The following is an 18,386-nucleotide window of genomic DNA, read 5'->3' as shown; positions in this document are numbered from 1 at the left end:
ATGGAAATGATACGCGAAATGTATGCAATAGATATTCGCAAGTTTGGTTATGTCTTTTAATGGGATTGGCTGCGATGTCATCTTCGACGCCTTTTCCGATGTTCTCGTCGACGTAATCGGGGACGCGGAGCCAGATGCCATCGAACTGGCGGAGTACGCCAATGAGCTTCGGCACGATCTTCAAGCGGTCTACCGGGCTGCGACCGAAAAGAGGTTGGGATTCACTGCGCTGTGCCCGGCTGAGAACGCGACTCTGGCGATCGAGCGGGCAGCGCATGCAGGGGTGCAGTCAGCCTCGAGTCCAGCGTACGCACCTCGGTGCGAGGCCCCAGGCTGTGACGGTTCGGAGGTTGGCGCGTCCGACCGGCTGTTCGGCCGGTCCCGGTGGCTATGGTAGTGCCATGAAGAGCGGTTATCAGCGGGTGCGGCACCGACCGTAGCCCCAAGGTCGTGTGCCGGCGAATGGTCGACGATGGAATGTGGGAGTGATGCCGTTCGTGGCCGCAGCTGGGAATGAGCATCGAACGCGCAGTTGAAGGCCGCCGGCCTCAAGCACTGCACGGGCTGCAGGGAGACAAAACCCCGCACCGAGTTCTTGCCGAACGGCGTCTCGCCGCACGGCGTCTCGCCGAACGGCGTCTCGCCGAAAGGCGTCGTCCACGTCGCCAAACTCTGCAAACCGTGCAACGCCGCACCACAGAGGCTTGACCGCCCTGCGCGCGACAGGTGAGGCGTCTGAGTGCGGTGGACACCATCTGGACGCAGAACGTGGCGAGATCAGGAGACTGCTTGTGAACCCCAGCCATGCGTTTCCGCTGCTGGCGCCAATAAAGTCGATACGCCCATGTCAGGCGCGACAGTTCAATCCTGACAGGGGGCTCGGCCCGGCCCGCTCACCCGGTCGAGCAGTTCACGCGCCAGCGCGAACGCCGACGTGGCCGCCGGTGAGGGGGCGTTGCGGACAAAGTGGGCTGAGCCGTCGGTGGAGCCGACACCGGAGTCCCCGCGGGAGATGACGAAGTCATCGACGAGCGACCCGTCGCGTCCGACGGCCTGCGCGCGCACCCCCGCGTAGGCACTGCCGTCCAGGTCGGCCACCGACAGGCCGGGCAGGTAGCGGGCCGCCGCCGCGACGAACGCCCGCCGGCTGGCGGCCATCCTGATCTCGTCGACCCCGACCCGCCAGTAGCGGCGCGCCAGGCGCCAGGTCCCCGGCCAGGTCAGCGACTCCCACAGGTCGCGGCGGTTCACCCGGCCCAGCGCATAGGCGTCGCGGGCGGCCACCATCATCGCCGTCGGGCCCAGCGACACGTGGCCGTCGATGTGTTTGGTGATGTGCACGCCCAGAAACGGCAACTCCGGATTCGGCACCGGGTAGATCATGCCGTTCACCCGGGGCGGGTCGGTCGGTGTCAGGCCGAGGTAGCCGCCGCGGAACGGCACGATCTGCGGATCGCGGGGCGCGCCGGCCGTGCGCGCCAACCGGTCGGCCCACAGCCCCGCGCACACGATCACCGTCCGCGCGGTCTCGACCGCCTCGCCGGTGCGCACCACCGCGGGCTGCCCGTCCTCGATCGCGGTCACGGCCGTGTTGAACCGCACGCTGACCCCGGCGGCCCTCAACTCCTCGACGAGGCAGCGCGCGACCGCGCCGTAGTCGACCACGCCGGTGTCCGGGGCGTGCAGGGCCTCGAGCCCCGCCGCGTGGGGTTCGATGTCGGTGATCTCCCGACCGCCGATGCGGCGCAGACCCGGCACGGCATTGGCGATTCCCCGAGCCTCCAACTCGTCGAGGCGGGGAATCTCCTCGGCATCGAGGGCGACGATCAGCTTGCCGCACCGCTCGTGAGGGATCGCGTGCTGCTGGCAGTACTCGTACATCAACCGGGCACCCTCGACGCACAGCCGTGCCTTCAGCGAGCCCGGCTGGTAGTAGATGCCCCCGTGGACCACGCCGGAGTTGCGTCCGCTCTGATGCAGTGCCGGACCCGCTTCGCGCTCCAACACCGCGATCGAGTCTTGCGGTCGGCGCCGACTCCACTCCCGGGCTACCGCCAGACCGACGATTCCCGCGCCGACCACGAGAAGATCGTGCGCGGCGGACGTGCGGGAGGACATGACGTTCCGATCGTAGTCGCGCGCCGTCGGTGCGCAGTTGCGGGGAAGCCGCCCCGCGATCCGCCGGCACTGCTAGCGTTTCCCGAAACGGCGGATACGCGGGGGGATTGTTGATCGACTCGGACTCGAACACGTCGCTGCACAAACTCGATCGGCTGCAGGCCGGTCGCGATCACCTGACCTATGTGCTGCGCGGGTTGGCAGCCGATCTCGACGATCTGGACCGGCGACTGTCGGACAACGCCTGGCGCTGCCGGTGCCGCACCGACGACGCAGCCGCCGAGTTGCACGGCGAGCGCACCGCCCTGGAGTCGCTGCGCCGGCAATTGACCGCACGGCTGCGCGGTCTGGCCCAACAACTCAGCGATCTGGACAACGCACTGTCGGATCTGCGCGGGCGGTAGAGCCGGACGGCCGTCACCACCCCGCCGAGCCCGGGCCTCCTTTGAAGGGCCCGACGACGCGGCTGGTGATCCAGCCGCCGTAGAACCCGCCCGGCTGCGCCACGACGGTCTCCCCGTCGACCGTGCAGCGGTCGACCTGCCCGGCCATCACCGCGACGGCGTCCCTGATCGGCTCGAACCCCGGCGCCGGATCGGGGTAGCTCCAGGCGGCCCGCGGTGCGACCTTCGCGGCGGTGACGATGTCGAAGTAGCGCGCCCGCCCCTTCCACTCACACCAGGTGCTGCCCGGGGCGTCCCGCAGGACGCCGTCGCCGAAGGCCTCCCGCGGCAGGTAGTAGGTCGGCGGGTGACTGGTCTCCAACACCCGCCAGCAGCGATCGGTGACCGCGACCACCTCGCCGCCGAGTTCGACGGTGACCGGCCCGGCGAACACCTCCACCCGTGGCGGGCGCGGGTAGTCCCACACCGATTCCTGTCCCGGTTGTGGTTGCTGCGGCCGCGGCGGCATCAGGTGACGCCGCGCAGACCGTCGGCGCCGAACACCGGTTGCAGCATCGCCGACATGTCCGGGCCGCGCCGCAGGCCGTGACCGCCGTCGACATTGATCACCTGTCCGGTGATCCAGCTCGCGGCGTCGCTGAGTAGAAACATCGCCATGTTGGCGACGTCCTCGACCGCACCGATCCGGGGCAGCGGGGTGCACTGCCGGTAGTCCTCGCTGACCTCCGGCGAGTCCAGGATCACCCGCACCAGGTCGGTGTTGATCAACCCGGGCCGAATGCCGTTGACCCGCACCCATGAGGGTCCCAGCTCGTCGGCCGCGAGCATCATCAGATGGTCGAGTGCGGATTTGCTCACCCCGTAGGCGCCGAACCACCGGTGGGTGTTGCTGGATGCGATGGACGAGATGCCCACGAACGAGCCGCCCCCACCCCGCACCATTTGCCGCGCGGCGTGCTTGAGCACGTACATGGTGCCGTTCACGTTGAGGTCGACCGTGCGCCGCCAGGCCTGCGAGTCGATCTGGGTGATCGGGCCGATCGTCTCCGAGCCGCCCGCGCAGTGCACGACCCCGTGCAGTGTGCCGCTGTGGCCGGTCGCCGCCGCGATGAGTCCGGCAACCTGGTCCTCGTCGGTGACGTCGGCGGGATGGCACACCACCGCACCCGCCGCCGCATCGATCTCGCGGGCCGCGGCGGCCAGTCGCTCGGAGTTGCGCCCGGCGATCACGACGGTCGCCCCGGCCCGCGCCAGGCCGGCGGCGACACCCCAGCCGATTCCGCTGCCGCCTCCGGTGACCAGGTAGGTCCGGTCGGTGAATGAGAGCTGCATCCCGGAACTCCTCGCAAGCGCCACGCGTTAGAATCACCGTAACGGGTGGGACAGTCCCTGACGGGCCGCATCGGTGTAACACCGACACCGGCCTCGGCGAAAGACTAGATTGAGCTGCGGTAACGCAATCAAGCCACGGCCCCGCACCCCCGGCTGAGGAGCCGGCGAACAGAAGGAATGACTATGACCACTACCCCGAGCCACGCCCGGCGCCTGCTTCTGGCCGGAGTATTCGGTCTGGCCGCCGTCGCCGCACCCCTCACGGCCGCGCTGACCGCACCGGCAACCCCGCTGGCGACCTGTCCGTCGACCGAGGTGCTCGATCCCGCCAGCGGCGCCTGCAAGCCGATCACCGAACCCACGACGACGACCTTCAACCCGATCAACCCGGAAAACGCACCCCTGCAACCGGGCGGGATCACCTCGTCGCGGCCCGGCAACGTCGGATCCCTTCCCGAAGTCGCCGGCATCCCGTGCACCGGCGCCGAGGGCGGCAACAGCAGCGTCGGTGAGTGCATCGGCCTGCAGCAGGAGTTCGGCCAGCACGGAAACGGTCCCACCCTGCAGACGCCGCTTCCGACCGTCTCGTCCAGCGGTTAGGCCACCCAAGATGACCCGAAGGTGAATCGATGAACCTGACAAAACTGCTGACCGCCGGACTGCTGGTTGCCGGCCTGGCCCTGGGCGCCGTCCCGGCCGCCCAGGCCGCGCCGGTCCCCGGGCCGCAGCCGGTCCCGGTCCCCGAGCCGGCCTACGCGGCGCCGGCGCCGCTGCCGGCGGAGAGTCTCGTCCCCAACATCAACGGATATCCGTGCAGCGGGTACTGGGAGTCGACCGCCTGCTACGCGATGAGCATGGGCGACTCCCCCATGATCGTGTCACCGCGCACGTCGGTGTCGTCCAGCCCGTAGCGGCGTTCGCCTAGAGTTGACATATGCCTGGGAAATCTCAATCCGCCGACGTTGACGCCGCCGTCGACGTCACCGACGTGGAGCCGCTGACCGACAGCACCGCCCGCCAAGCCCGGCGGGTGGTCGCGGCCTACGCCACCGATGCCGACGAGTGCCGGGTGTTCTTGTCGATGCTCGGCATCGGGCCCTCGAAGCCCGGGACCTAGAGGCCGTCGGTGGCGTCGGTGGCGTCTGGAACCGGCGGCTCCGCCAACTTCGTCGTGGTCGCCAACCGGCTGCCGATCGACATGGAGCGGATGCCCGACGGGACCATCACCTGGAAGCGCAGTCCCGGCGGTCTGGTCACCGCGCTGGAGCCGCTGCTGCGCCACCACCGCGGAGCCTGGATCGGCTGGCCGGGCATGCCCGACAGCGACGAGGACCCGATCGAGGCCGACGAACTGCAACTCCACCCGGTGCGGTTGAGCGCCGGGGACATCGCCGAGTACTACGAAGGTTTCTCCAACTCGACCCTGTGGCCGCTTTACCACGACGTGATCGTCAAACCCACCTACAACCGGGAATGGTGGGACCGCTACGTCGAGGTCAACGAACGCTTCGCCGACGCCACCAGCCGGGCGGCCGCACCCGGGGCCACCGTGTGGGTGCAGGACTACCAGTTGCAACTGGTCCCGAGCATGCTGCGGGCGCTGCGGCCCGACCTGACCATCGGCTTCTTCATGCACATCCCCTTCCCGCCCGTCGAATTGTTCATGCAGATGCCGTGGCGAACCGAGATCATCCGGGGACTGCTGGGTGCGGACCTGGTCGGGTTCCAGCTGGCCGACGCCGCCGAGAACTTCCTGTTCCTGTCCCGCCGGCTCGCCGGGGCGGAGACCTCCCGGGCCTCGGTCGGGGTCCGCGCCCGCTTCGGCGAGGTGAACGTCGGATCACGGACCGTCAGGGTCGGAGCGTTCCCGATCTCGATCGACTCCGCGGAACTCGCCGCCAAGGCCCGCGACCGGGAGATCCGCAACCGCGCCAAGAAGATCCGCGCCGAGTTGGGACACCCGCGCAAGATCCTGCTCGGCGTCGACCGGCTCGACTACACCAAGGGAATCGACATCCGGCTGGAGGCCTTCTCGGAGTTGCTCACCGAGGGCCGAGCCAAGCGCGACGATACCGTTCTCGTGCAACTGGCCACGCCCAGCCGGGAGCGAGTGGACAGTTACCGCGCCCTGCGCAACGACATCGAACAACAGGTCGGCCGCATCAACGGCGAGTACGGCGAGGTCGGCCATCCCGTCGTGCACTACCTGCACCGCACGGTGTCCCGCGATGAACTGATCGCCTTCTATGTCGCCAGCGACGTCATGCTGGTAACGGCGTTGCGCGACGGGATGAATCTGGTCGCCAAGGAGTACGTCGCCTGCCGCAGCGATCTGGGCGGCGCACTGGTGCTCAGCGAGTTCACCGGCGCCGCGACCGAGCTTCGTCAGGCCTACCTCACCAACCCGCACGACCTGGAGGGCGTCAAGGACGCGATCGAAGCCGCGCTCAACCAGACCCCCGAAGAGGGTCACCGCCGGATGCGGGCGATGCGCCGCCAGGTGCTGACCCACGACCTCGACCGCTGGGCGCGGGCCTTCCTGCGCGCGCTCTCCGAAGCGGGCGCTAACCGCCCATCAACGCAGTCGCGCTGAAACAGCGCTGCGGGTCGCGGTCGGCGAAGTAGTCACTCATCGCCGCGCCCAGGGCGGCGGGATCCCAGACCGGGCCGTCGGCGGCGAACCGGTGCTCGGCCGTCGGGGCGGCCACCAAAGTCACCGCCGGACCGTAGACGATGAAGACCTGACCGTTGACCCGGTCGGCGGCCGGCGAAGCCAGAAACCGCACCAGGGTGACGACATGGTCGGGCGACAGCGGATCGATCTCGCCCTCGGTCAGCGCCGGTGGGGCTCCGAACACCTCGGCCGTCATGGCCGTGCGGGCCCGCGGGCAGATCGCGTTGGCGCGCACCCCGTAGCGTTCCAGGGCACGCGCGGCCGAGAGGGTCAGCGCGGTGATCCCGGCCTTGGCGGCGCCGTAGTTGGCCTGCCCGGCCGGCCCGGACAGCCCGGCCTCCGAGGAGGTGTTGATGATCCGGCCGAACACCGTTCCGCCCGCGTCCTTGGCCTGATCGCGCCAGTAGGTGGCGGCATTGCGGGTCAGCAGGAAATGCCCGCGCAGGTGCACCGCGATCACGCTGTCCCAGTCCTCGTCGGTCATGTTGAACAGCATCCGGTCACGGGTGATGCCGGCGTTGTTGACCACGATGTGTAGCCCCCCGCGATCATCGGCGCAGGCGATCAGCTCGTCGGCAGTCGAGCGCTCGCTGATGTCACCGGCCACCGCGACGGCCTTCGCTCCGGCGGCGGTGATCTGCTCGATCACGTCCGAGGCGTCCAGCGCCGGGGCCATGTCGTTGACGATCACCACCGCCGCGCCCGCATGGGCGAGCCCGATGGCCTCGGCCCGGCCCAGGCCCGCCGCCGCGCCGGTCACCACCGCGATGCGCCCGGACAGGTCGAGGGCGTCTTCGCTCGGGGAAACAGTCAAGGAATGCCTCTAGTCCCGGCGGATCAGAGCCGCACGGGGGCACTCGGCGATCGCCTGCTCGGCGGCCTGCTCCCGGTCGGCCGGGATCGGATCGACCAGGACCACCGCATACTCGTTTTCGTCCAGTCCGAACAGGTCCGGCGCAACACCCACGCAGACGGCGTTGCCCTCACAGCGATCGAGATCGACCTCAATCCGCACCCTAACCTCCTCAAAACGGCCAGCCGGGGAATGCAGCCCCACCCTAATCGCTGCTGGACCCCAAGACTAGAACGTGTTACAACCAGGAGAGTCGGCGGGCCGTCGACGCCTACCGAACCGGAGGTTGGCATGCGCATCAGTTACACCCCTGAGCAGGAGGAGTTGCGCCGCGAACTGCGCGCCTACTTCGCCGAGCTGATCACCCCGGAGCGGCGTGAGGCACTCACGGTGACCGCCGGGGAGTACGGTTCCGGCGACGTCTACCGCGAGACGGTGTCGCAGATGGGCCGCGACGGCTGGCTGGCGCTGGGCTGGCCCAGGGAGTACGGCGGGCAGGCCCGCTCGACCATGGATCAACTGATCTTCACCGACGAGGCCGCCATCGCCGGCGCCCCGGTCCCGTTCCTGACGATCAACAGCGTCGCGCCGACCATCATGGCCTTCGGCACCGAGGAGCAGAAGAAGTTCTACCTGCCCGGAATCGCCTCCGGCGACATTCACTTCTCGATCGGCTACTCCGAGCCGGAAGCGGGCACCGACCTGGCCAACCTGCGCACCGCTGCCGTGCGCGACGGTGATGACTACGTCATCAACGGCCAGAAGATGTGGACGAGCCTGATCCAGTACGCCGACTACGTGTGGCTGGCGGTGCGCACCAACACCGAGGCCAAGAAGCACCGCGGAATCTCGGTGCTGATCGTGCCCACCACTGCCGAGGGTTTCTCCTGGACGCCGGTGCACACCATGGCGGGCGCCTCCACCAGCGCCACCTACTACTCCGACGTCCGGGTGCCGGTGTCCAACCGGGTGGGCGAGGAGAACGGCGGGTGGAAGCTGGTGACCAACCAGCTCAACCACGAGCGCGTCGCCCTGGTGTCGGCCCAGCCGATCTTCGTCGCGCTCAACCAGGTTCGGGAGTGGGCGCAGAACACCAAGGACGCCCGCGGGGAGCGCCTGATCGACTCGGAGTGGGTGCAACTGCACCTCGCCCGGGTGCACGCGGGCGCGGAATACCTGAAACTGATCAACTGGGAGCTGGCATCGGCCGCCGCCGACGCGCCCTCCGCGGCGGACGCCTCGGCGGCCAAGGTGTTCGGCACCGAGATGGCCTGTGAGGCCTACCGGCTGCTGATGGAGGTACTCGGACCCTCGGCCACGCTTCGGCAGGATTCGCACGGCGCGCTGCTGCGCGGGCGGGTCGAGCGGATGCATCGCGCCGCGCTGATCCTGACCTTCGGCGGCGGCACCAACGAGGTCCAGCGCGACATCATCGGCATGGCGGCGCTGGGCCTGCCCCGGAACCGCTGAGCGGGACCGGCATGGATTTCACCCGAACCGAAGCCGCCCAGGACCTGGCAGGCCTGGTCACGACCATCGTCGACGCGGTGTGCACCCCCGAGCACCAGCGCGAGCTGGACGGACTGGCCCAGCGCTTCGACGAGTCGCTGTGGCGCAAACTCATCGACGCCGACGTCCTCGGCGCGGCCGCCCCGGAGTCACTCGGCGGGGGCGGCTTCGGGGTGCTCGAGCAGACCGCGATCCTCACCGCCCTGGGCCGCCAGCTGGCGGCGGTGCCCTATCTGGAGTCGTGCGTACTCGGCGCCGGCGCGCTGGCCCGATTCGGCTCCGCTGAACTCCAGCAGAGCTGGGCGGCGCCGGCGATCGGCGGCGGCACCGTATTGACGGTGGCTCTCGACGGCGAGCTGGGCCAGGGTCCGGTGCAGGCCGCACCGGCCGGCGAGGGTTACCGGCTGACCGGGACCCGCACCCAGGTGCCGTTCGGCCCGGTCGCCGACGCCTTCCTGGTCCCCGCCGAAACCGATGCCGGCACCCGGGTTTTCCTGGTCGCCGCAGCCGACCCCGGGGTGTCGGTCGCCGCACAGCAGACCACCGGATTGAGCAGCGCGGCCGAACTGGAATTGGCCGGGGTCGAGCTGGGCGCGGACCGCGTGGTGGGCGGTGCGGAGAGCCTCGGGTGGCTGACCATCTGCCGCACGGTGGGTCTGGCGGCCTTCCAGCTCGGGGTGCTCGAGCGCGCCCTGGAGATGACGGCCGACTACGCGCGGACCCGCGAGCAGTTCGATCGCCCGATCGGCAGCTTCCAGGCGGTGTCGCAGCGTCTCGCCGACGGCTACATCGACGTCAAGGGCCTGCGGCTGAGCCTGGAACAGGCATCCTGGCGGCTCTCGGAAGACCTGCCCGCTGATGTCGAGGTCGCCACCGCGGCCTTCTGGGCGGCCGAGGCCGGCCACCGGGTCGCGCACACCACCGTCCACGTCCACGGCGGGGTGGGCATCGACGTCGACCACCCGGCCCACCGCTACTTCATCACCGCGAAGCAGACCGAGTTCGCCCTCGGTGGCGCGACCGCGCAGCTGCGCGCGATCGGCCGGGACCTGGCCGACAGCCCTGTCTGAGCCGGCCCCGCCCACCGTCACCGGCCTGCTGGGGCCGCTTGCCGCGGTGGACGACCGCGGGATACACGCCGAAGACGGTTCCTTCGCGACGTGGCGCCAGCACATCGCGCGCGGAGCCGACCTGGCGGCACTGCTGCGCGCCCGGCTGAATCCGCAGCTGCCGCCGCACGTCGGGGTGCTGCTGGGCAACACTCCGCTGTTCTCCGCTCTGCTGGTGGCCGCCGGGCTGAGCGGTCTGGTGCTGGTCGGGCTCAATCCGACCCGGCGCGGGCCGGCCCTGCGCCGCGACATCAGCCATGCCGACTGCCAGCTGGTGCTCGCCGACGAACCGCCGGATACTTACGGCAGCGACTTCTGTCCGCCGGGGGTCACCGTGCTGGACGTCACCTCCGCGTCCTGGGCTGAGGAGCTGGACGGTTTCAGCTGCTCGCCGATCACGTTCGCCGACACCGCAGCCGATGATCTGTTCATGCTGATCTTCACCTCCGGCACCAGCGGCGAACCCAAAGCGGTGCGCTGCACGCACGAGAAGGTGGCCGGGCCCGGCGTGATGCTCGCCCAGCGCTTCGGACTCGGACCCGCCGACACCTGCTACCTGTCGATGCCGCTGTTCCACTCCAACGCGGTGATGGCGGGCTGGGGGCCGGCGGTGGCCGCGGGTGCCTCGATCGCCGTGCGCCGCAAATTCTCCGCCTCGCAGTTCCTTCCCGACGTGCGTCGCTTCCACGCCACCTACGCCAACTACGTCGGCAAGCCGATGTCCTACATTCTCGCCACACCCGAACGGCCCGACGACGCGGACAATCCGCTGCGGATCATGTACGGCAACGAAGGAGCACCGCGCGATCTGGAGCGCTTCGCGCGCCGCTTCGCCGTCACGGTGGTGGACGGCTTCGGGTCCACCGAAGGCGGGGTCTCCCTCGGCCGCACCCCCGACACCCCGGAGGGATCGCTGGGCCCGCTGCCCGACGACCTCGACATCCTCGACGTTCAGAGTGGCGAGTCGTGTGCCCCGGACGTGGTGGGCGAACTGGTCAATCTCCGCGGACCGGGCCAGTTCCGCGGCTACTACAAGGATCCCGACGCCGAGGCGCAGCGGATGACCGGCGGGCGCTACCACAGCGGCGACCTGGCCTACCGCGACGAAGCCGGTTACGTCTACTTCGCCGGCCGGCTGGGCGACTGGATGCGGGTGGACGGGGAGAATCTGGGCACCGCACCCATCGAACGCATCCTGATGCGCTACCCCGGCGTCACCGAGGTCGCCGTGTACGGCATCCCCGACGCGATCGGCGACCGGGTGATGGCTGCGCTGGTCTTTCCCGAGGGCACCGCGTTCGACCCGCACGCCTTCCGCGAATTCCTCACCGCACAAGCCGACCTCGGGCCCAAACAGTGGCCGTCAGTCGTGCGGGTGGGCACGGCACTGCCGCGCACCGAGACGTTCAAGGTGATCAAACGCCGACTGGCGGCCGAAGCGCTGGACTGCGAGGATCCGGTTTTCCAAATCCCGCCGGCTAACCCCCGATCGAGGGCATGACGGCCTCGATCAGATGCGGGCCGGGTTCGCCCCAGGCCCAGCGCAGCGCGTCGGCGAACTCCTCCGCGGTGGCCACCCGACGCGCCGGCACGCCCATGCCCTCGGCCAGGCTGATGAAATCCAGTGTCGGCGTGCTCAAGTCGAGCATCGACTCCGCCGCGGGACCGGGCTGCTGCCCGTCGGCCTGTGCGCCCACCCGCTGCAGTTCGATGCGCAAGATGTCGTAGGCGCGATTGGCGTAGAGCACGGTGGTGATGTCGAGGCGCTCGTGGGCGTGGGTCCACAGCGCCGAGAGGGTGTACATCGCCGAACCGTCGGATTCCAGGCACAGCACCGGCCGGTCCGGGGCGGCGATCGCCGCCCCGACCGCGGCCGGCAGACCGTAGCCGATCGCGCCGCCGGTCAGCGTCAACCAGTCGTGCGCGGGTGCCCCGGCGGTGGACGCGGGCAGCAGGAACCCCGACGTGTTGGACTCGTCGACGACGATGGCCCGCTCGGGCAGCAGCGCGCCGATCACCGCGGCCGAGTTCGCGACGTCCAGCGGTCCGGACGGCAGCGCGGGGCGGGAAGGCGGGGCCGTCGGGGCGACTGCGTCCGCGGCGATCCGGTCGGCGAGGACCCCCAGCGCGTCGGCGGCGCCGACCGGGCCGGCCAGACGGTGCACCGCGCATCCCTCCGGCACCAGGTCGCTGGCCTTGCCGGGGTAGGCGAAGAACGACACCGGCGAGGCCGCCCCGGCCAGGATCAGATGGCGCAGCCCGGCAAGCTGCGCGGTGGCGGCTTCGGCGAGGTAGGCGATCCGCTCCACCGCCGGCAGACCCGCGCCGCGTTGCAGCCGGGCGGGAAAGGTCTCGCAGAACAGCCTCGCGCCGTGCGCCTGCGCCACCCGGGCCGCGGCGTCCAGTCCCGCAGCCCGGGTCGCGTCACCGCCGACGAGGATCGCGGTCGGCTCGCCGGACTGCAGGGCCGCTGCGGCCCCGTCGAGGTCCGCGGCCGGCGCGGGGGATTCGGCCGCAGCATGTTTGGCGGGCTCCGCACCCGCGGTCCAGGACACGTCGGCGGGCAGGATCACCGTGGCGATGTGCCGGTGCCGACGCGCCGAGTCGATCGCCTCGATCGCGTCGTGGCCGACATCAGCGGGGTCCGCGCAGCGACGCAGCCAGCCCGACACCGTGGCGGCCACCGACTCGATGTCGGACTCCAGCGGTGCGTCGTAGCGCTTGTGGTAGCTGGCATGATCACCGATCACCACCAGCATCGGCACCTGCGCGCGGCGTGCGTTGTGCAGGTTGGCCAACCCGTTGCCCAGCCCGGGTCCGAGATGCAGCAGCACCGCCGCCGGATCGTCCGACATCCGGGCGTAGCCGTCGGCCGCACCAGTGGCGACGCCTTCGAAGAGGGTCAGCACGCCGCGCATCTCGGGCACGGTGTCCAGCGCGGCGACGAAGTGCATCTCGGAGGTGCCCGGGTTGGCGAAACAGACCCGCACACCGCTCTCGACGAGGGTGGCCAGCAGCGCCTGGGCGCCGTTCATCGTCCGGTGCGCTTGGTGTGGACCTCGTCGGCCACCCGCGCTTCGGTCTGCTCGCGCGCCCACCGGTAGTCCGGCTTGCCGGCCGGGGATCGCTTCACCTCATCGACGATCCACAGGCTGCGCGGCACCTTGTAGCCGGCGATCTGGGTGCGCACGAAGGCATCCAGATCGGCCAGGGTGGGCCGGGCACCCTCGCGGGGGGCGACCACCGCGGCGACGTGCTGACCGAAGCGTTCGTCGGGCACCCCGACGACCAGGGCGTCGAAGACGTCCGGGTGGCCCTTGAGGGCGGCCTCGACCTCCTCCGGGTAGACCTTCTCCCCGCCGGTGTTGATCGACACCGAGCCGCGGCCCAGCATCGTCACCGTGCCGTCCTGCTCGACGGTGGCGTAGTCACCGGGGATCGCGTAGCGCACACCGTTGATCGTGCGGAACGTCTCGGCGGTCTTCTTGGCGTCCTTGTAGTAACCGAGCGGGATATGGCCGCGCTTGGCGAGGATGCCGCGGACCCCCGAACCGGGTTTCACCTCGTTGCCCTCGTCGTCGAGCACGACGGTGTTCTTGTCCACGTTGACCCGCGGACCGCCCGCCCGGGTCGCGCCCTTGGCGACGATGCTGGTCCCCCCGAAGCCGGTCTCCGACGAGCCGATCGAGTCGGTGATCACCCGGTTGGGCAGAAGTTCGACGAACCGTTCCTTGAGACTGGGCGAGAACAGCGCCGCCGTGCTGGCCATCAGGAACAGCGACGACAGGTCGTGCTCGGAGCCCCGGGCCTCGAGCGCGTCGAGCAGCGGGCGACCCATCGCATCGCCGGTGAAGAACAACAGGTTCACTTTGTGCTTCTCGATCGCGCGCCACACCTCGGTGGCGTCGAACTCCGGCGCCAGCACCGTGGTGTGGCCGGCGAACAGTGCCATCCAGGTGGCCGCCTGAGTGGCGCCGTGGATCATCGGCGGGATCGGCAACCGGATCATCGGCGGTGCGGCGGCGGCCTGCCGGGCGTGGTCGTACTCGTCGGCGACCGGTTCGCCGGTGGCGAAGTCGGTGCCGCCCAGCAGCACCCGGTAGATGTCCTCGTGGCGCCACATCACGCCCTTGGGAAAGCCTGTGGTTCCGCCGGTGTAGAGCAGGTAGACGGCGTCGGGGCTGCGCTCGCCGAAGTCGCGCTCCGGTGAGCCCTCGGCGATGGCCTGGTAGAACTCCACCCCGCCGTAGCGCTGATAGTCAGCGTCACTGCCGTCCTCGACGACGAGGATGGTCGTGACGGCCGGGACCTCCGGCAGCACCGCGGCCACCTTGTCGGCGTACTGGCGTTCGTGGACCAGCGCGACCATGTCGGAGTTGTCGAACAGGTAGCGCAGCTCGGACTCGACGTAGCGGTAGTTGACGTTGACCCCGATCGCACCGGCCTTGACGATGCCGAGCATCGCGATGACGATCTCGATGCGGTTGCGGCAGTACAGGCCGACCTTGTCGTCCTTCTTGACGCCGTGGTCGATCAGGTAGTGCGCCAGCCGGTTGGCCTTCTCCTCGAGTTCGGCGAAGGTGATCGTGTCGTCGCCGCAGATCAGGGCGACCCGGTCGGGGACGGCGTCGATGGTGTGCTCGGCGAGATCAGCGATGTTCAGGGCCACGGATCTCAAACTAGAACGTGTTACATTTTTTCTCAACGAAAGGCGGGAGAAAAATGGCTGACGCCCTGATCGAGCAGCGCGGGCACGTCCTCATCGTCACGATGAACCGTCCGGAATCCCGCAATGCGCTCTCCGGAGAGATGCTGCAGATCATGGTCGAAGCCTGGGACCGCGTCGACAACGACCCCGACATCCGGGTCTGCATCCTCACCGGGGCGGGCGGCTACTTCTGCGCGGGCATGGATCTCAAGGCGGCGACCGCCAAACCCCCCGGCGACTCGTTCGCCGACGGCAGCTACGACCCGTCGCGCATCGACGGGCTGCTCAAGGGCCGACGGCTGACCAAGCCGCTGATCGCCGCGGTGGAAGGCCCGGCCATCGCCGGCGGCACCGAGATCCTGCAGGGCACCGACATCCGGGTGGCCGGGGAGAGCGCGAAGTTCGGCATCTCCGAGGCCCGCTGGAGCCTGTACCCGATGGGCGGCTCGGCGGTGCGTCTGGTGCGCCAGATCCCCTACACCATCGCCTGCGATCTGCTGCTGACCGGTCGGCACATCAGCGCGCCCGAGGCTCTCGAGATCGGGCTCGTCGGTCATGTGGTGCCCGACGGGCAGGCGCTGCCCAGGGCGCTGGAGATCGCCGAGGTGATCGCGGCCAACGGACCGCTGGCGGTGCAGGCGATTCTGCGGTCCATCCGCGAGACCGAGGGTCTGCACGAGAACGAGGCCTTCAAGATCGACACCAAAATCGGTATCGAGGTGTTCCTTTCCGATGACGCCAAGGAAGGTCCGCTGGCGTTCAAGGAGAAGCGGCCCCCGCAGTTCAAGGGACGCTAGCCCACCCCCGGCTGTGCGGTTTCATCCGCAACACTCCGGGCGATGCGGATGAGGGCGCACGCTCGCCGCTACAGAATCCGCTCGGTCGGGGTGAAGACGACCGGCATGGCCTCCAGGCCGCTGACGAAGTTCGCCGGGCGCAGCGGCAACGCCGAGTCACCGACCTCCGGGGCCAGCCGCAGGTCGGGCATCCGTTTGAGCACCGCGCGCACCATGGTGGTCAGCTCCAGGCGGGCCAGCTGGTTGCCCAGGCAGAAGTGCGTCCCGAAGCCGAACGCCAGGTGGCTGTTGGGGGTGCGGTCGATGCGGAAGTTCTCGGGGTCGGTGAACACCTTCTCGTCGAAGTTCGCCGATTCGAACAGCAGCATGATCTTCTCCCCCGCCCGCAGCGCGGTGCCGTGGAAATCGGTGTCGACGGTCAGCGTGCGGCACATGTTCTTCACCGGCGAGGTCCACCGCAGCATCTCCTCGACGGCGCCGGGGACCAGCGTGGGATCAGCTGTCAGCCGCTGCCACTGATCGGGGTGGCGCAGCAGTTGCTCGGTCCCGCCGGAGAGGGTGTGCCGGGTCGTCTCGTCACCGCCGATCAGGATCAGCAGCGTCTCGAAGACGATCTCGTCGTCGGACATCCGCTGGCCGTCGACCTCGGCGTTGACCAGGATCGAGAAGAGATCATCGGTCGGCTCGGCCCGCCGCTTGGCGGTGGTCTCCATGGCGAAGGCCGAATACCCGGCGAAGGCCTCCACGACGGCCTGCAGGGCCGCCTCGTCGGCGGTCGCGCTCAGACCGCAGACCAGGTCGTCGGACCACTTGAGCAGGGTGGCGCGTTCGGTGGGCAGCACCCCGAGCATGTCGCCGATGACCGCCATCGGCAGCGGGGCGGCAAGGTCGCGGACGAAGTCGCAGCTGCCCTGTTCGCAGACCGCGTCGATGAGCGTGTCGCACAGGGCCTCGATCGCCGCCGCCTGGTCGGACACCCGCTTGCGGGTGAACCCGGCATTGACCAGTTTGCGGCGCACCAGATGGGCGGGGTCGTCCATGTCGATCATGTAGGGCATGGCGGGCTGGTCGGGCCGGATGCCCCCGGTGGAGGAGAACGACTCGGGGTTTCGCTCGGCGTCGAGCACCGCCTGGTAGGTGGCCGCCGCCGCCTGCCCGTTGCGATCACGGAAGACCGGTTCGTGCGCCCGCATCCACCGGTAGGCGGCCCGCGCACCGCCGTCGGCGAAGAAGTTCCCGTCGGTCAGATCCACGTCCGGCTTACCGGCTATTGCGCCCATCCGCTAGCCCTCCGCATCTACAGTGACCGTATGCCCCAGCAGCACGCCATCGCCGGGACCGTGCTGACCATGCCGGTGCGGGTGCGCAAGGCGGACGTGCACACGGCGATGTTCGCCGTGTCCGCCGCCGCCGCCCAGCGGCTCATCGACTACAGCGGCCTGCGGGTGTGTGAGTTCCGTCCCGGACAGGCGGTGGTGACGCTGATGCTGGCCCGCTACTTCGACGGCGACCTGGGCCGCTATCACGAGTTCGGCACCTGCATCATGGTCAACCCGCCCGGCTCGCAGGCCACGGGTCTGCGCGCGCTGGGCGATGCCGCGGCCTTCATCCATCACCTGCCGGTGGACCAGTCGTTCACCCTCGAGGCCGGCCGCACCATCTGGGGCTTCCCGAAGATCATGGCGGACTTCACGGTGCATGACGGCAACCCGTTCGGCTTCAAGGTCTCCGCAGGCGGCGAGATGATCGCCAGCATGCAATTCCGGGCCGGAGTGCCGGTCCCCGCGCTGCGGTCCCGGCCCCGGGTGCTCAAGACCTACACCCACGCCCAGGGCACCACGCGCGAGGTGCCCTGGGAGATGAAGACCTCGCGGGTCCGGGCGCGTCCGGCCGGGGCCCGGCTGCAACTGGGCGACCATCCCTACGCCGCCGAACTGGCCGCCCTCGGACTGCCGAAGCGGCCGATGACCTCGGGCGTGGCCGGCAAGGTCGAGATGACCTTCGGCGACGCCCATCCGCTGACCTGACCCTGTCATAGCAGCGCGGCGAGCTCGCGAATCTGCTCGGCGCTGCGCGCCCCGATCACCATCATCGTGACCCCGGCCGCCTCCCACACCGCGATCTGCTTGCGCACGTGGTCGACGTCGCCGACGATGGCCGCGTCGTCGACGAGCTCGTCGGGGATGACCGTGGCGGCCTTCTCCTTCTGGCCGGACCGGAACAACGTGGTCACATCCTCGACCACCTCCGCGTATCCCATCCGCCGGTAGACGTCGGCGTGGAAGTTGGTGTCCTCCGAGCCCATGCCGCCCATGTAGAGCGCCAGGAAAGGCTTGATCATCTCGAACGTGGCGGCGCGATCGTCGGTGACGACGACCTGGGCGGTCGCACAGATCTCGAATTCCGCGCGGCTGCGTCGCGCCCCGGGCCGGGCGAAGCCCTCGTCGAGCCACTCGTTGTACATATCCGCCAGGCGCGGCGAGTAGAAGATCGGCAGCCAGCCGTCGCAGATCTCGGCGGCCAGCGCGATGTTCTTCGGTCCCTCCGCACCCAGCATGATCGGGATGTCGGCGCGCAGCGGGTGCACGATCGGCTTGAGCGCCTTGCCCAGGCCGGTGGTGCCCTCCCCCGACAGCGGCAGCGGATAGTGCGGGCCGGCGCTGGTCACCGGGGCCTGCCGGGCCCAGACCTGCCGGACGATGTCGATGTACTCGCGGGTGCGGGCCAGCGGCTTGGGGAACCGCTGGCCGTACCACCCCTCCACCACCTGCGGGCCGGACACCCCGAGGCCGAGCAGGTGGCGTCCGCCGGACAGGTGGTCAAGGGTCAGCGAGGCCATCGCGCACGCGGTCGGGGTGCGCGCCGACAGCTGCACCACCGAG

20 protein-coding genes are annotated in these 18,386 nt (G+C 69.6%); 10 read left to right on the top strand and 10 right to left on the bottom strand.

Translation table 11 applies throughout. The features are described 5' to 3' along the window. Positions 1 to 184: hypothetical protein (locus tag ACKOB8_RS10135; protein WP_526377088.1), on the bottom strand; the 184-nt coding region annotated here is incomplete at its 3' end. A gap of 677 nt (positions 185 to 861) precedes the next feature. Further along, positions 862 to 2,118 carry an L-2-hydroxyglutarate dehydrogenase gene (gene lhgD, locus ACKOB8_RS10130; RefSeq protein ID WP_526377087.1) on the bottom strand — a complete coding sequence of 419 codons (1,257 nt, stop codon included), beginning with the start codon at positions 2,116 to 2,118 and terminating at the stop codon, positions 862 to 864. Between the two features lie 107 nt (positions 2,119 to 2,225). Here lhgD and ACKOB8_RS10125 point away from each other — a divergent pair, with 107 nt between their 5' ends. Next, on the top strand, positions 2,226 to 2,522 hold the full coding sequence (locus ACKOB8_RS10125) for a hypothetical protein (RefSeq protein ID WP_526377086.1): 297 nt from the start codon (positions 2,226 to 2,228) through the stop codon (positions 2,520 to 2,522). A 13-nt stretch (positions 2,523 to 2,535) separates the two neighbouring features. On the opposite strand, the gene ACKOB8_RS10120 is transcribed toward ACKOB8_RS10125, so the two are convergent. After that, positions 2,536 to 3,030: a DUF427 domain-containing protein gene (locus ACKOB8_RS10120; RefSeq protein ID WP_526377085.1), complete on the bottom strand. Its 495-nt coding sequence runs from the start codon at positions 3,028 to 3,030 to the stop codon at positions 2,536 to 2,538. Further along, entirely contained in the window at positions 3,030 to 3,854 is an 825-nt protein-coding gene (locus ACKOB8_RS10115) for an SDR family oxidoreductase (RefSeq protein ID WP_526377084.1), read from the bottom strand. The genes ACKOB8_RS10120 and ACKOB8_RS10115 overlap by 1 nt, the downstream gene beginning before the upstream one ends. Positions 3,855 to 4,037: 183 nt before the next feature. Here ACKOB8_RS10115 and ACKOB8_RS10110 point away from each other — a divergent pair, with 183 nt between their 5' ends. Genes ACKOB8_RS10110 through ACKOB8_RS10095 form a run of 4 tightly spaced genes read left to right on the top strand, consistent with a single transcriptional unit; the run spans position 4,038 to position 6,447 of the window. Beyond that, positions 4,038 to 4,454 (top strand): intersectin-EH binding protein Ibp1, encoded by a 417-nt coding sequence (locus ACKOB8_RS10110; RefSeq protein WP_526377083.1) that lies wholly within the window; start codon positions 4,038 to 4,040, stop codon positions 4,452 to 4,454. A 29-nt stretch (positions 4,455 to 4,483) separates the two neighbouring features. Next, positions 4,484 to 4,765, top strand: a complete 282-nt coding sequence (locus tag ACKOB8_RS10105; protein WP_526377082.1) for a hypothetical protein — start codon at positions 4,484 to 4,486, stop codon at positions 4,763 to 4,765. Positions 4,766 to 4,788: 23 nt separating this feature from the next. Then, on the top strand, positions 4,789 to 4,971 hold the full coding sequence (locus tag ACKOB8_RS10100) for a hypothetical protein (RefSeq protein ID WP_526377081.1): 183 nt from the start codon (positions 4,789 to 4,791) through the stop codon (positions 4,969 to 4,971). A gap of 9 nt (positions 4,972 to 4,980) precedes the next feature. After that, positions 4,981 to 6,447, top strand: coding sequence for an alpha,alpha-trehalose-phosphate synthase (UDP-forming) (locus ACKOB8_RS10095; protein WP_526377080.1), 1,467 nt, complete (start codon positions 4,981 to 4,983; stop codon positions 6,445 to 6,447). On the opposite strand, the gene ACKOB8_RS10090 is transcribed toward ACKOB8_RS10095, so the two are convergent. Next, positions 6,419 to 7,342 carry a 3-oxoacyl-ACP reductase gene (locus ACKOB8_RS10090; RefSeq protein ID WP_526377079.1) on the bottom strand — a complete coding sequence of 308 codons (924 nt, stop codon included), beginning with the start codon at positions 7,340 to 7,342 and terminating at the stop codon, positions 6,419 to 6,421. The two genes, ACKOB8_RS10095 and ACKOB8_RS10090, sit on opposite strands and share 29 nt — an antisense overlap. 9 nt (positions 7,343 to 7,351) lie before the next feature. Next, the gene (locus tag ACKOB8_RS10085) at positions 7,352 to 7,543 is read right to left on the bottom strand and encodes a ferredoxin (RefSeq protein WP_526377078.1); all 192 of its coding nucleotides are present in this window, start codon (positions 7,541 to 7,543) and stop codon (positions 7,352 to 7,354) included. Positions 7,544 to 7,672: 129 nt separating this feature from the next. On the opposite strand from ACKOB8_RS10085, the gene ACKOB8_RS10080 reads away from it, so the two are divergent. From ACKOB8_RS10080 to fadD17, 3 genes are read left to right on the top strand one after another with little or no spacing between them, the layout of a single operon-like run. Further along, the gene (locus ACKOB8_RS10080) at positions 7,673 to 8,851 is read left to right on the top strand and encodes an acyl-CoA dehydrogenase family protein (protein WP_526377077.1); all 1,179 of its coding nucleotides are present in this window, start codon (positions 7,673 to 7,675) and stop codon (positions 8,849 to 8,851) included. 11 nt (positions 8,852 to 8,862) lie between these two features. Beyond that, positions 8,863 to 9,960 (top strand): acyl-CoA dehydrogenase family protein, encoded by a 1,098-nt coding sequence (locus ACKOB8_RS10075; RefSeq protein WP_526377076.1) that lies wholly within the window; start codon positions 8,863 to 8,865, stop codon positions 9,958 to 9,960. After that, positions 9,953 to 11,500, top strand: a complete 1,548-nt coding sequence (fadD17, locus tag ACKOB8_RS10070; RefSeq protein WP_526377089.1) for a long-chain-fatty-acid--CoA ligase FadD17 — start codon at positions 9,953 to 9,955, stop codon at positions 11,498 to 11,500. Before ACKOB8_RS10075 ends, fadD17 begins: the two co-directional genes overlap by 8 nt. Here the strand turns inward: fadD17 and ACKOB8_RS10065 are convergent. Together ACKOB8_RS10065 and fadD19 are read right to left on the bottom strand one after the other, a co-directional pair. Continuing rightward, positions 11,478 to 13,034 (bottom strand): acetolactate synthase large subunit, encoded by a 1,557-nt coding sequence (locus ACKOB8_RS10065; RefSeq protein ID WP_526377075.1) that lies wholly within the window; start codon positions 13,032 to 13,034, stop codon positions 11,478 to 11,480. The genes fadD17 and ACKOB8_RS10065 overlap by 23 nt on opposite strands. Continuing rightward, positions 13,031 to 14,677, bottom strand: a complete 1,647-nt coding sequence (gene fadD19, locus ACKOB8_RS10060; RefSeq protein WP_526377074.1) for a medium/long-chain-fatty-acid--CoA/3-oxocholest-4-en-26-oate--CoA ligase — start codon at positions 14,675 to 14,677, stop codon at positions 13,031 to 13,033. The genes ACKOB8_RS10065 and fadD19 overlap by 4 nt, the downstream gene beginning before the upstream one ends. A 44-nt stretch (positions 14,678 to 14,721) precedes the next feature. Between fadD19 and ACKOB8_RS10055 the strand changes: the two genes are divergently transcribed. Further along, positions 14,722 to 15,504 (top strand): crotonase/enoyl-CoA hydratase family protein, encoded by a 783-nt coding sequence (locus ACKOB8_RS10055; protein ID WP_526377073.1) that lies wholly within the window; start codon positions 14,722 to 14,724, stop codon positions 15,502 to 15,504. Positions 15,505 to 15,572: 68 nt separating this feature from the next. Here the strand turns inward: ACKOB8_RS10055 and ACKOB8_RS10050 are convergent, their stop codons facing one another. After that, on the bottom strand, positions 15,573 to 16,784 hold the full coding sequence (locus ACKOB8_RS10050) for a cytochrome P450 (protein ID WP_526377072.1): 1,212 nt from the start codon (positions 16,782 to 16,784) through the stop codon (positions 15,573 to 15,575). 30 nt (positions 16,785 to 16,814) lie between these two features. Here ACKOB8_RS10050 and ACKOB8_RS10045 point away from each other — a divergent pair, with 30 nt between their 5' ends. Further along, positions 16,815 to 17,531, top strand: coding sequence for an acetoacetate decarboxylase family protein (locus ACKOB8_RS10045; RefSeq protein ID WP_526377071.1), 717 nt, complete (start codon positions 16,815 to 16,817; stop codon positions 17,529 to 17,531). 5 nt (positions 17,532 to 17,536) lie between these two features. Here ACKOB8_RS10045 and ACKOB8_RS10040 read toward each other — a convergent pair. Next, positions 17,537 to 18,386: LLM class F420-dependent oxidoreductase (locus ACKOB8_RS10040; protein WP_526377070.1), on the bottom strand; the 850-nt coding region annotated here is incomplete at its 5' end.

The organism is Mycobacterium sp., assembly GCF_046091765.1.
Classification (GTDB): domain Bacteria; phylum Actinomycetota; class Actinomycetes; order Mycobacteriales; family Mycobacteriaceae; genus Mycobacterium.
Note: the sequence above shows the minus strand (reverse complement) of the source record. Positions and strands in the feature narration are given on the sequence as shown.

Excerpts from the sequence above, each read along its gene's own strand:
- lhgD (WP_526377087.1), bottom strand. The coding sequence starts at position 2,118 with ATGTCCTCCCGCACGTCCGCCGCGCACGATCTTCTCGTGGTCGGCGCG.
- ACKOB8_RS10105 (WP_526377082.1), top strand. The coding sequence starts at position 4,484 with ATGAACCTGACAAAACTGCTGACCGCCGGACTGCTGGTTGCCGGCCTG.
- ACKOB8_RS10050 (WP_526377072.1), bottom strand. The coding sequence starts at position 16,784 with ATGGGCGCAATAGCCGGTAAGCCGGACGTGGATCTGACCGACGGGAAC.
- ACKOB8_RS10055 (WP_526377073.1), top strand. The coding sequence starts at position 14,722 with ATGGCTGACGCCCTGATCGAGCAGCGCGGGCACGTCCTCATCGTCACG.
- ACKOB8_RS10045 (WP_526377071.1), top strand. The coding sequence starts at position 16,815 with ATGCCCCAGCAGCACGCCATCGCCGGGACCGTGCTGACCATGCCGGTG.
- ACKOB8_RS10080 (WP_526377077.1), top strand. The coding sequence starts at position 7,673 with ATGCGCATCAGTTACACCCCTGAGCAGGAGGAGTTGCGCCGCGAACTG.
- ACKOB8_RS10065 (WP_526377075.1), bottom strand. The coding sequence starts at position 13,034 with ATGAACGGCGCCCAGGCGCTGCTGGCCACCCTCGTCGAGAGCGGTGTG.
- ACKOB8_RS10120 (WP_526377085.1), bottom strand. The coding sequence starts at position 3,030 with ATGCCGCCGCGGCCGCAGCAACCACAACCGGGACAGGAATCGGTGTGG.
- ACKOB8_RS10075 (WP_526377076.1), top strand. The coding sequence starts at position 8,863 with ATGGATTTCACCCGAACCGAAGCCGCCCAGGACCTGGCAGGCCTGGTC.
- ACKOB8_RS10115 (WP_526377084.1), bottom strand. The coding sequence starts at position 3,854 with ATGCAGCTCTCATTCACCGACCGGACCTACCTGGTCACCGGAGGCGGC.
- ACKOB8_RS10110 (WP_526377083.1), top strand. The coding sequence starts at position 4,038 with ATGACCACTACCCCGAGCCACGCCCGGCGCCTGCTTCTGGCCGGAGTA.
- ACKOB8_RS10100 (WP_526377081.1), top strand. The coding sequence starts at position 4,789 with ATGCCTGGGAAATCTCAATCCGCCGACGTTGACGCCGCCGTCGACGTC.